This window comes from Lentibacillus sp. CBA3610 (assembly GCF_013373365.1).
Taxonomy (GTDB): domain Bacteria; phylum Bacillota; class Bacilli; order Bacillales; family Amphibacillaceae; genus Lentibacillus.
In genome coordinates this window covers 3,653,719-3,666,483 of the sequence record NZ_CP035925.1, presented here as the reverse complement: position 1 = coordinate 3,666,483, position 12,765 = coordinate 3,653,719, and the positions used below count along the sequence as shown (strand labels likewise).

The 12,765-nt window shown below is 40.1% G+C and carries 10 protein-coding genes; 5 read left to right on the top strand and 5 right to left on the bottom strand.

Annotated elements, in window-relative coordinates:
* Window positions 1–7: 7 nt before the first annotated feature.
* A complete protein-coding gene (locus tag Len3610_RS21975) occupies window positions 8–295 on the bottom strand; it encodes a DUF3231 family protein (protein WP_369693606.1) in 288 nt (95 codons plus the stop codon).
* 2,860 nt (window positions 296–3,155) lie between these two features.
* Here Len3610_RS21975 and Len3610_RS18345 point away from each other — a divergent pair.
* Together Len3610_RS18345 and Len3610_RS18340 are read left to right on the top strand one after the other, a co-directional pair.
* Window positions 3,156–3,575 carry an alpha/beta fold hydrolase gene (locus Len3610_RS18345; protein ID WP_176449207.1) on the top strand — a complete coding sequence of 140 codons (420 nt, stop codon included), beginning with the start codon at window positions 3,156–3,158 and terminating at the stop codon, window positions 3,573–3,575.
* A gap of 1,442 nt (window positions 3,576–5,017) precedes the next feature.
* A complete protein-coding gene (locus Len3610_RS18340; protein WP_255259680.1) occupies window positions 5,018–6,034 on the top strand; it encodes a tyrosine-type recombinase/integrase in 1,017 nt (338 codons plus the stop codon).
* 41 nt (window positions 6,035–6,075) lie between these two features.
* Here Len3610_RS18340 and groL read toward each other — a convergent pair whose 3' ends face one another.
* Window positions 6,076–7,710: a chaperonin GroEL gene (gene groL / locus Len3610_RS18335; protein ID WP_176449206.1), complete on the bottom strand. Its 1,635-nt coding sequence runs from the start codon at window positions 7,708–7,710 to the stop codon at window positions 6,076–6,078.
* A gap of 54 nt (window positions 7,711–7,764) precedes the next feature.
* Window positions 7,765–8,049, bottom strand: coding sequence for a co-chaperone GroES (groES, locus tag Len3610_RS18330; RefSeq protein WP_176449205.1), 285 nt, complete (start codon window positions 8,047–8,049; stop codon window positions 7,765–7,767).
* Between the two features lie 276 nt (window positions 8,050–8,325).
* On the opposite strand from groES, the gene Len3610_RS18325 reads away from it, so the two are divergent.
* A complete protein-coding gene (locus Len3610_RS18325) occupies window positions 8,326–9,027 on the top strand; it encodes a CPBP family intramembrane glutamic endopeptidase (protein WP_176449204.1) in 702 nt (233 codons plus the stop codon).
* 16 nt (window positions 9,028–9,043) lie between these two features.
* Window positions 9,044–9,247 carry a YdiK family protein gene (locus Len3610_RS18320; protein WP_176449203.1) on the top strand — a complete coding sequence of 68 codons (204 nt, stop codon included), beginning with the start codon at window positions 9,044–9,046 and terminating at the stop codon, window positions 9,245–9,247.
* A 94-nt stretch (window positions 9,248–9,341) separates the two neighbouring features.
* On the opposite strand, the gene Len3610_RS18315 is transcribed toward Len3610_RS18320, so the two are convergent.
* Window positions 9,342–9,986 (bottom strand): redox-sensing transcriptional repressor Rex, encoded by a 645-nt coding sequence (locus Len3610_RS18315; RefSeq protein ID WP_176449202.1) that lies wholly within the window; start codon window positions 9,984–9,986, stop codon window positions 9,342–9,344.
* A gap of 2 nt (window positions 9,987–9,988) precedes the next feature.
* Window positions 9,989–10,483 carry a cyclic pyranopterin monophosphate synthase MoaC gene (gene moaC, locus Len3610_RS18310; protein WP_176449201.1) on the bottom strand — a complete coding sequence of 165 codons (495 nt, stop codon included), beginning with the start codon at window positions 10,481–10,483 and terminating at the stop codon, window positions 9,989–9,991.
* 215 nt (window positions 10,484–10,698) lie between these two features.
* On the opposite strand from moaC, the gene Len3610_RS18305 reads away from it, so the two are divergent.
* Window positions 10,699–12,615, top strand: a complete 1,917-nt coding sequence (locus tag Len3610_RS18305; protein WP_176449200.1) for an ABC-F family ATP-binding cassette domain-containing protein — start codon at window positions 10,699–10,701, stop codon at window positions 12,613–12,615.
* Window positions 12,616–12,765 lie beyond the last annotated feature (150 nt).

The following is a 12,765-nucleotide window of genomic DNA, read 5'->3' as shown; positions in this document are numbered from 1 at the left end:
AGGTAGCCTAGAAAACAGTATCAGCATAAAGTCTTGGAGCAGTTATGTCTACATCCTCATCCATTTTAAAACCATAAGGAATAGGATAATTTTCTTTGTTGAAAATACCTGTTAATGTTTCAATATGTCCATTGGTAACATCTATGGTATGTTGGATAACAGGTCTTATTTCCTCATCCTCAACTTTTGCTAAAAAGTATTTTAACTGACATATCAATGCAGTATCATTCATGTATGCTGTCCAAAGATGAGTAATTTCTGCCGATGTTAATTTGACATTCTTTTTAGGTTCCACAGGAGTCCCTCCAGTGTCTAGCTTATGTTATTCTTTAGGTATCCCCATTTTTCACCTTTGATATGTAACGTTATCTTCTTTTGTTCAATTAAATGGCCCGATTCCGGAATAATTCAACACAGCAATTGTATCAAACTTTTTTATCAATTATCGGGTTCTATTCAAAATAATCAAACCTTATTATAAATTATCAAACTTTATTTTTAAACCACAATTTTTTGCATACGAGCATATTCCTTATTGACAGATGCTTTACTTTGGTTTAGATTAAAAGTGTAAAGAAAACATGCGTGATTCACTTGGAAGTGCGAAAAAGAACTGACTGACTATCGGCTCTTTTTTCTGCGCGTCTTTCTATTCACCTAGGAGTACACCTCCCTTTAAGGAGGATTTACCATGCAAGCTTACCTGCCGCATGCTTTCTTAATTTCACCATAGAAATCAAAACAACTGAGAAAAACCGGGCAAAGTACGGCCCGGTTCTTTTCTTTCTATTTTCGTCCTTCGTCGGTGAAAATCCGATAATTTGTATTCCTGTCCATGATGTCTTTATTCTTGCTTCTGTGGTGAATGCTACTTTTATTTCCAGTCTGCCGTCCTCAAAAGGAACAAAACTAAGAGTATTCATTAAAAGATGAATGAACCATTATATATTAGGTAGTCCCCAATTTTTCTGAGATTCATTATTGTGTGATTGCTTACTTATGAAGTCGCCGCACGCTGAACGAGGCGACGAAGCTTAATCAAAAATCAATCGCCTACAACGACACCGTAACACTATTCCAACATCCGGACCCTACATAAGGGCTCGGAGTTTTTTTATAAATGATCCAGGGTTCCAAGTGTCTGACAAAGACTGGTCTTCAGAAAGCAAATAACGGACCGTAAAGACGTTTTCGTATTCGCTGGATTAATCCTACACGAATTTCTAAAAGACACACAGTCAGTCTCTCTGAAGGTTTAAACGGTAACGAGGAAGGTCACAGAGATAAACTGCGGAAATATTCAACACCACAATCGCAAATTATGGCCGAAAGTCTCTCAAATTCAAAAAAAGTTCCTCTGTTCCTGGTTTTTGCGAGAAAACTTTATCGGCAAGAGGTATCCAGTAAATGATAAAAGAAGCTTTGAACACAAAAAAATAGCCCCCCTGTTCACAGCGGGATAAGGGCTATTTTTTCTTAGGAATAAGATAACGCCAATCTCCAAGAGAATGGGTATCGACGGCCACAGTGGTAGCTATTCATAGAATACCACATTTCCGCAAAAATTACACGGGGTAAATTCGTTTTTGTAAAATCACCGGCGCGCCCGCTATGATCGGAATCATAAACGCACCGTCTTCGATTAAATAGATCTTGCCGGGATGCGCACGTGCGTTGAACTTAGATAAAACCGCCGTATACGGAACCGTACGTACGGTGGTGTGAGAGGCCAAGGATTAGTCACCCTCTCCAACTCGATTTTTTATAAATGGCTTCAAGTTTTTAGCATCTAGCAAGAATACAAATAACGGATTGTGAGGGCGTTATCGTATCCACTGAACAACCAACCCTCACAATCTCTAAAAGATGCACAGAAAGTCTCTCTGAAGTCTTTAACGGTAAAGAGTAGAGTCACAGAAGAAAATCGATGAATTGTTTCGGAAGTTATTTAAACCGCAGCCGTAAATAGCATCCGAAAATACACTTCAAATGCAAAAAGTTCCTCTGTTCCTGGTTTTTTCGAGAAAACTTTATACGCGTGACACGTATGTATATATATTTTTATTTATAGTTTTTCATTAAAAAAAGGAGGAACCAAGGAACACGATCGCGTGACCCCTTGATGTAAAGGGATTTATACGTTCCTTTTTGAAAAATAAACCAGGACCATCGAGGAACATTCGGGGGGTAAGCAGGAACAAATTACTTGCATACATGCAATGCAGCACATAAGTTCGCGTTACCGATCTATCACTTTTTACAAAAAATTACTTGCATACATGCAATAGCTCTTAGAAATAGGAACTTTTCAGCCTTAAAAAGGAACTTTTTGCCCTTGTAAGGAACAAAGCAGGAACAAAAGAAAACGCTTTCATATAAAATGAATGAACGATTTTTTAGCAACAATCCCTTCTTTTTCTGTGACTTACTGTGTGATTGCTTGCTCCGAAGGAGTGGCTGTAGCTTTCGTTCTGCCGAATCATCTGTGCTTCATACCCCAAAGCCTGTCAGCCTTGACGCATGCAGGATTTATTGACGGGATGGTTTCAGGAAACATGGTTCCGTCATTCCCATCCTCAATTGTAAAGTTAGGATTTGACGCTAAGTAATCCCCTGCTTTTCAAGCTTCGAAGCGCTTATAGCAGAACTTGTCGAGCGTTGCCCGTATATGCAAGATGAGCGCTACCCTTTATTAAAAAAAGCGCCCTCGTAACGGACCGATTACCTCAATTGAACTTGGCTTGTTATGGTAGAATAAAGGCATTAATTTAATTAATGACGGAGAGTGTTCAAAATGGATTATGTATTTATTCATGGACTTGGTCAAGATTTCTCAAGTTGGAATAAAACCATTGATAATTTGGATTTAAATTCAAACGCATCATGCCTGATTTATTCTCCCTTCTTGTACAAGCGATCTACTTATAACAACTATAATCAATTATTCCATGAGTAGTGAAAGTTTAAAGGACCCATAATCTATGGCGGTATTTTCTTTGGGTGCCATTTTATCACTTAACTACGCCATTAACAGACCAGACAAAGTTAATCTTTAGTTTTTAATTGTGCGCATAATTAAAATGCCAAAGGCTGCTTACTAACCAATTACAGAAACTTCATGTTTATGTTAATACCTAAAATCTGTATTCCTTAAAATGGGTACTGATAAGAAAAAATTCATTGGATTAGCAAAATCTATGAAGCAATTGGATTTCTCCGGAAAATTAGCGGACATACAATGCGATTCTTTAATTGTATGTGGAGAAAAGGATTTCGCAAATAAACGTGCCTCAAGACATTTAAGTAAATATATCAAAGGTGCTCGTTCAGTAATTATACAAGATGCAGGACACGAATTGAATAAAGATAGTGCAAGCAAACTTTCAGTTATTATTACTGATTTTTGGAATAACAACGATCATAAAACAAAGCGACAATGTTTTAATCTCACGAACCCTTTGCAACGAAAAATAGCCCCCCTATTCAGCAGATGGGTAAGGGCTATTTTTTTAAGATTAGATACCGCCAATCCCCTATCAAGGATGGGTATATATCATACCACATTTTCACAATAATAAAACGATAATCGAACGATCCGTTTATATTACCGGCGCACCACGCAGACTAATCGCTTTCTTCCCGTTACGGTGACACGGTTCATTTCTTCTTTACTCAGGTTAAACGCATGCCGGTGAATAAAAGCCGGCACCCCTCGAACTCAATATTGTAATAGGATATCATCAAATGCGTCGACTGAATCTCCTGGTAATATCCTTGATTTAGATCTATTGTAGTTTGTGTACGTTCTTTAGTTCGTTGATTGCATGGTCTTTATATATACTACCTGTATTTGTAAAGAATTTAGATCATTTGTGTGCTGTCATGCTGGCTGTCATATCATCCAGGAATTGGTCAACTTCTCTTTAAATAGACTTACTCCCCACCTTGTAATAACGTAAACCGTTTTGATAAGTCTGTCCTCGATACTGGCTTACTGATGTTTAGGTATTCAGCTAATTCTTGAGGTCAATGAAATAATGAAGCTAATTCCTTCACTTTTCATTAATGGCTTTCAAGCATGTATTTATTTGTTTTTCGTCAATTTGAACGAACATTTCCTCCCCTTGACAGCTCCGATTGAAATATTACCATACATGTACTATTATTAAAACACTCTATTATTTTCATGTTTTATTTATTGTACATGTCTATATTGTGATATTATATGAATAAAAAAAGGTAATGGGAACTATGAAATATCCTGTAAGTAAATTGATTAAAGAACAAAGGGAAATTAAACATGACTCTGAATGATTGGAGAGGTACAGGTTACTGCTATCTTAGTCAAATAGAAACGGAAATAAAATACCCTTCGGAACAAGTTATATTTTCATCGCATATTTTTAGATAACTAGTAGTTCAATGTATAGTAACTATCAAGAAAATGATAGCTGAATATGCCACTGGTTGAAAGAATGGACGAAAATGAATTATGGAATGTTTCCAAAGGTTCCAAAGATTTCATATGATTTTGATATAAAATGGAAAAGTCAATGAATGATCGATTGTACCTAGCAAAATAATTTTAACTAAAAAGGTGCATTAAAGGCTGAACCATCGAAAGCCCTATTTTGACTTTGAAATGTTACTAACTCAAAAAGATATTGAGTTATGTCGTGATACAACATAAACTCAGAGGAAGAGTCAAATCAGATTAAAAATTATATCCTAGCTTACGCGACGAGATAAAAAAATTATACATGTTATTGAGGCTTATATCTCGAAAAGTTATGAAAACGTAAAAAAGAAGGGTGATTAAATGGCATACATTATAAACGCGGTAAAAAATGGGCTTATCGTGCCTATGCCGGTTAAAGACCAGTAACCGGTAAGGATAAACAAAAAAGTCAGTCAGGGATTCAACACTAAAAAAGACGTCCAACTTGCTGCTGCTTTATTTGAAAGACAATACCATAATAATGAATACGTTCAACCTTCAAAGATAACATTTAGTGTTTTGTGTGATGACTGGGAAAAACATTATATTTCACAAGGGGCAAAAGAAAGTAGTTTAAGGGCGAGGAAAATTGCGTTAAAACATATTAGAAATGAGTTTGGGGAAGTTCCCATTCAACGAATAAATAAAAAAACATATCAGGATACCATAGATAAACTGGCTAAAAATCTAAGCGAAAATTACATTTCAAGCATACACACATCGGCCAACATGGTTTTTCAGTATGCCAAAGAAATTAAACTGATTAAAGACGTACCGACACAAGATATTAAACTGCCTAAAAAGAAAAAGACTGTATCTGATCTTGAAAAAGGTGATGCTATTCAGGATAAATTTCTCGAAAAAGAAGAATTGGAAGAATTTCTTACCGCGGCAAAACATGAAGGATTAGAAGGTGATCTGCTTACATTTACCCTGCTGGCTTACACAGGCTTGCGTATTGGTGAAATGATTGCTCTGAAATGGTCTGATATTGATTTCGATAACCACACATTACGGATAATCAGGACATATTACAATCCTAACAATAACAAGCTAAAATACCAGCTTCTAACACCTAAAACTGAAGGATCTATCCGTACCATATCCATAGACAGTATTGTGATTGACTTACTACGGGAACATAAGCTTAAACAGGATAAATTAAAACGTGACAATGCGCCATTTTACCATGATTATGGCTTTATTTTTACAACGAATGAAGGATACCCTAAAACCATCAAACATATATCAATCCGTATGCAGCGACTGTTAAAGAAAACGAGCAATAAAAAGCACCTTACCCTACATTCGTTTAGACATACTCACACGTCCTTACTGATTGAAGCCAACGTGCATATTAAAGAAATACAGGAAAGGCTTGGTCATTCTGATATACAGACTACTATGGATATTTACGCTCACATGACGAGAAACATTAAAAAAGAGGCTTCCAATAAGTTCAGTAACTTAATGGAAAACCTCTCTAATCAAATAGCATCAAAACATGAACAAAAACATGAACATGGACAGCATTAAAAGCCTGTGAACGTTGTTATACCAGCGTTTATAGGCTTCTCTTACATCATGCCGCCCATACCGCCCATGCCACCCATGTCAGGTGCACCGCCGCCACCATCATTTTCTTCAGGGTGGTCAGCTACGACTGCTTCGGTTGTCAGGAACATCGCTGAAACGGAAGCTGCGTTTTGCAGTGCTGAACGAGTAACTTTTGTCGGGTCGACGATTCCGGCGTCAACCATATTAACCCATTCGCCGTTTGACGCGTTGAAGCCAATACCGAGGTCCTCACCTTTCAGACGCTCAACAACGATGGAACCTTCAAGGCCGGAGTTGTGTGCGATCTGACGGATTGGTTCTTCAAGTGCACGCAGCACAATGTTCGCACCTGTTGCTTCATCACCAGTCAGATTGAGTGCACCGATTTTAGCCAGAGCATTGATATATGCTGTTCCACCGCCGGAAACAAGCCCTTCCTCAACCGCAGCGCGTGTCGAGTTTAGCGCATCCTCAATGCGAAGTTTGCGTTCTTTCAATTCGGTTTCAGTTGCTGCACCGACCTTAATGACTGCTACGCCGCCTGCCATTTTCGCAAGGCGTTCCTGCAGTTTTTCTTTGTCAAAGTCAGAAGTTGTTTCTTCAGCTTGTGCACGGACCTGTGAAACACGCTGAGTGATTGCCTCAGGGTTACCGGCACCCTCAACAATAGTTGTGTTGTCTTTCGTTACAACAATTTTGTTGGCACGGCCAAGTTGTTCCATTGTTGCGTTCTTCAGCTCAAGACCAAGATCTTCTGTGATGACTTCAGCGCCGGTCATCGTTGCAATGTCTTCAAGCATGGCTTTACGGCGGTCACCGAATCCTGGTGCTTTAACAGCTACTGCGTTGAATGTGCCGCGCAGTTTGTTGACAACCAGTGTTGCAAGAGCTTCACCTTCAACATCTTCGGCAATGATCAAAATCGGCTTGCCTTGTTGAACGACCTGCTCCAGCACAGGCAATACTTCCTGGATGTTGCCGATTTTCTTATCCGTAATCAGAACGTATGGATCTTCCAATTCAGCTTCCATTTTATCCTGGTCGGTTACCATGTATGGGGAAGCATACCCACGGTCGAATTGCATACCTTCGACAACTTCCAGCTCAGTGTTGAAGCCTTTTGATTCTTCGATGGTAATAACACCATCATTGCCGACACGTTCCATCGCTTCAGCAATCAGGTTGCCGACTTGATCATCATCTGAGGAGATAGCTGCAACCTGGGAAATGGATTCTCTGCCTTCAATCGGCTCAGAAATACCTTTCAATTCGTTAACAGTTGCTTCAACGGCTTGTTCGATACCGCGGCGGACACCAACCGGGTTAGCACCGGATGCCACGTTTTTCAAGCCTTCACGGATCATAGCCTGTGCAAGGACGGTCGCCGTTGTTGTTCCATCACCGGCAACATCGTTTGTTTTCGATGCCACTTCGGATACGAGTTGTGCACCCATATTTTCAAAATTATCTTCCAGTTCGATTTCTTTGGCAATCGTTACACCATCATTGGTGATTAATGGTGAACCAAATTTTTTATCCAATACAACATTACGGCCTTTTGGTCCCAATGTTACTTTAACCGCATCTGCCAGTGTATCAACACCGCGCAGCATGGCACGGCGGCCTTCTTCACTAAATTTCAGTTCTTTAGCCATTTAAAACGCCTCCTTGAGATTTCATATATGTGCTGACAATGATTCGGCTATAAATTATTCAACTACAGCCAGAATGTCGTTTTCACGCAGAATTAAGTAATCTTTTCCGGAATAGTTCACTTCTGTTCCGGCAAATTTTGAGTAAATGACACGATCTCCTTCTTTAACTTCAAGCGCAACTTTTTCACCATTGTCTGCTGGACGTCCGGAACCAACTGAAACAACAGTGCCTTCCTGTGGTTTCTCCTGTGCTGAATCAGGAAGAACAATGCCGCTTGCTGTTGTTTCCTCTTGCTCGACAAGCTCGATTACAACACGATCTCCTAGTGGTTTAATCATGCCGACAACCTCCTTAATTCCTTTTTCATGTATTTGAAAGACTTTGTTAGCACTCCCTCAGGTCGAGTGCTAATTCCAATTATTATAATAAATAAATCATATTTAAAATGCAAGTATTTATCATTAATCTGTTAAATTTGAGATTTCAGGCTGAACAACCCATTCTATTATAATGCTTGTACAATTTATGCTAAAATAAATCATGATGTTTTTAATTAAAATCAATATGGAAACATATACTGTATATCAGTTGCTGAATAAAGGAGTCGTTTTGTTTTGCCCAGACGTTACTGGTATGTCATTTTGACGTATATCATCATGCAATTTTCCGGGTTGTTGTTTGCGCCGGTTATATATTTTCTAACACCGCTCGGACTTACCGAGGCATCGATTTATTGGTCGATATTCAGTTTCATTGCTGCACTTGTCATCGTTCTGCTGCTCATGCGTCCGGATATGAAAATGGAGCCCCACCGGAACGCAGCAGGAACTGGCGAAGTCGTGCTGTGGTCAATTGCAGGTTTGTTTATGACTTATGCCGCCAATTACCTGGCAACAGTGATTGAAACCTTAATGGGAATTGCACCCGGATCAGAAAACACACAAATGATTATGGATATTACACGGACAGTACCTGCTTTTATCGTGATTACAACTGTCATTGCACCGATATTGGAAGAGCTTGTCTTCCGTAAAATAATCTTTGGCGAACTGTATAAACGGTTGAACTTTTTCTGGGCTGCTGCACTTTCCTCGTTCATTTTTGGCATTATTCATGACGGTCTTGTGCATATCTTAATCTATGCTGCCATCGCCTTTGTTTTTGCCTTCCTTTATGTGAAGACGAAACGTATTATTGTGCCGATTATCGTCCATATGGCTATGAATTCCATATCGGTTATTGTCCAATTGTCACTGGACCCGAAAGATCTCGAAAATATGATGAGACAATTGGAAGAAATGCAGATGATTCTTTAACGGAGGCTTATGTCATATGAAATTATCACCGAGAACATTCGGGATTGTCTATTTTCTGCTTGGGATACTGTTCACCTATGTTGCTATTCTCAGCGCAGACGAAACGATCTGGAACTTTCTCACCCTGCTGCTTGCCTTTTTTGCTACACTTGATTTCGGTGTCAGTATACGGATGTTCATCATCCACTTCAAAATCAAAAAGCAAAAGAAAAAGAAGTAGTGCAATTTATGAGCACTGCTTCTTTTTTGACTAAGCCTATTCATCGCCTACCCTTTAGAATGATAGATGACATCATCGTTCACAAAAATTCAGCTTAGAGCGGCGATTGTTGATTCAACGGATAATGCTTCAAAAAATAGACCAGTGCCTGAAGCTCGACAGCTAAATCAATATGGTGCACACGAATATCGGATGGAACGGTGATCCTGGCCGGCGTGAAATTAAGCAGACCGGAAATTCCAAAATCAACGAGCCGATCCGTCATGGGCTGAGCCTCATCGGATGGAACGGTTAAGATGGCAACTGACACATCCGCCATTTTTTCTTCCAGATCATTAATGTGATAAACCGGGACACCACCTATATCCGAGCCAACTTTGTCCATATCAGCATCAAACGCCATAACGATTTTAGTGTTGTTATTTTTAAGAAAATTATAATGCAAAAAAGCCGTCCCGAGATTGCCTACACCAATCAGGGCAACTTCGGTTATTTCATCCTGATCCAGCGTTTTCCGGAAAAATCCGAGTAAATATTCAACATTGTAGCCGTATCCTTTTTTACCTAATGCGCCAAAATAGGAAAAATCTCTTCTGATGGTTGCTGAATCAACCTTAATCGCATCACTTAATTCCTTTGAAGACACACGTTTTTTGCCCTGGTAATTCAAATTATTTAAAAATCGATAATATAATGGCAGGCGTTTCGCAGTAGCCTGTGGTATCTTATTCTGGTCCACTGTCAGTCCTCCTTAGCGTCCCGGTGGTATTCGCCTGAATTACCGCCCGTTTTGGCAGCTAAATAGGTTTGCCCGATAACCATCCCTTTATCAAGCGCTTTGCACATATCATAAACCGTCAGTGCTGTTGCCGAGGCCGCTGTCAGAGCTTCCATTTCAACACCTGTTGACCCTTTTGTTTTTACGGAAGCTGTTATTTCCAGCTCATATCGCTCATCATCTATTTTCCAGTCAAATGCAATGTCCGTGCCTTTTAATTGCAGCGGGTGGCACATCGGGATCCAATCAGATGTATTTTTGGCAGCCATAATTCCTGCCACTTGCGCAACTGCCAGCACATCGCCCTTTTTCATGGTATTGGCAGTTATATTATCGTAGATCTCTTTTGTCACATGTATGCTGGTCACAGCGGATGCTGTCCGCTCTGTTTCTTGTTTATCACTGATATCAACCATTCTGGCCCGGCCTTGTTCATTGAAATGTGTGAAATCAGACATTTGCTCAACTCCATTCAAACGCGTGTAACCTCACCCCTATTCTATCAGAAATATATAAATAAGTCGTGATAAAATGGACCTTATCGGACATTTACGGACAGTCAGCCGCCGCACTTTGGCGGATTAAGTGTCTGTTACATGCGGGTTAATTTCACAATATGATTGCCCTTCCAAACCGTAATACGATACACTTGGATGGAATGGAGTGAACAGACATGATATTAATGCAGCTCAATGATTTATCAAAATCATTCGGGGCCGAGGAAATTCTAACCAATATTAAATTTGAAATACAAGAAAACGATCGGATCGCAATTGTCGGAAGAAATGGTTCAGGGAAATCAACACTGTTAAAGATTATGGCTGGTGAACTTTCCTATGATGAAGGGGAATTGTTCAAGCCGAAAGACCTGTCCATTGGTTATCTGACCCAGCACAGCAGTCTTGAATCGGATAAATCGATTTGGGATGAGATGGTGGACGTATTTGATCATTTGCTTCTTCAGCAGCAGGAATTGCGACGGCTGGAGGATAAAATGAAACAGACGGATTCGCTTTCCGACGCTGATTATGAACAACTGCTTTTGGAGTATGACAAAAAACAGCAGGCATTCGATGCAGCCGGCGGTTATCGGTATGAGGCGGATATTAAAGCTGTCCTGACCGGCTTGAATTTTCCGGATAATGATTATCATACCCCAATCAACGAACTGAGCGGCGGGCAAAAAACACGGCTTGCGCTTGGCAAGTTATTACTCAAAAAACCGGCCCTTTTAATCCTGGATGAACCGACAAACCATCTGGATATCGACACAATGGGTTGGCTGGAAAATTATTTGAGCAATTACCCGGGTGCCGTTATCATCGTTTCCCATGACCGGTATTTTCTCGACAAAACGATCTCAACCGTTTATGAAATATCCTGGCATCATTCCAAAAAATATAACGGCAACTACAGCTATTATTTAAAACAACGCGCATTGGATTATGAACGGGAATTGAAGGCGTTCGAAAAACAGCAGACCGAGATTAAACGAATGGAAGACTTCATCCAACGCAACATTGCCCGTGCGTCAACGTCAAAACGTGCCCAAAGCCGGCGGAAACAATTGGAAAAAATGGAGAAGATGGATAAGCCTAAAGGCGATGAAAAATCGGCAAACTTTACATTCCGGATTAACCGATCAAGCGGAAATGATGTCTTGAAAATTGATCAGCTTGCCTTTCACTATGAAACCGGGGATCCTGTGTTTTCCAATGTCAAACTGGATGTGAGCCGCGGTGAACGCATTGCCCTGGTTGGTCCTAACGGTGTTGGGAAAACAACGTTATTGAAAGTGATTCTTGGTCGCCTGCAGCCGGAAGCAGGATCCATCAATACCGGCACGAATGTCGAAATCGGCTATTATGATCAGGAACAGCAACGGTTAACATCAACCAAGACCGTTCTGGATGAACTTTGGGACGAATACCCTGAAGTGGATGAGAAAGACATCCGTACTGTATTGGGGAATTTTTTATTTTCAGGTGAAGATGTCCTGAAAAACGTTCATTCACTCAGCGGCGGCGAGAAGGCACGCCTGTCGTTGTCCAAACTGATGATGCAAAAAGCCAATTTGCTTGTACTGGACGAACCGACAAACCATTTGGATATTGACAGTAAAGAAGTCCTCGAAACGGCTTTGATGGACTTTCCGGGAACCATTATTTTTGTATCTCACGACCGTTATTTCATCAATAAAATTGCCGATAAAGTTGTCGAAATGCAACGCAATGGAACGACTACCTATCTCGGGGATTATGACTACTACATCGAGAAAAAGCAAGAAGAGGCTGAAATTAAAAAACTGCAGCAGCCGAAAGAAACCGTGCATACAGAGGATCAGCAAAAGACGAAATTTCAGGAAGACAAGCAACTGCAGCGTGAGCGACGAAAGAAAGAACGGAAAATTACCGAGCTTGAAGAAACGATTGATCAGCTTGAAACTGAATTGGCAGCCCTCGAACAAAAAATGACCGAACCGGAAGTATATGAAGACCATGAAAAGTCACTGGAGCTTACCAAACAAACAAGCGAAATAAAGCAAAAAATTGAGCAATTAATGGAAGAATGGACCGCGCTGCAGGAATAAGGAAACTTCAATCAGTGAGGCGTTATTTCACCACTGATGATTGTTAAACACAAACAAAATGTCATCGGTAATCAGATTGAAGAAAATAAGCGCACCAAATATTTTCTGAAACTGGCCCGAAACTATACGAAACCCCCGCGTTTGAATTCA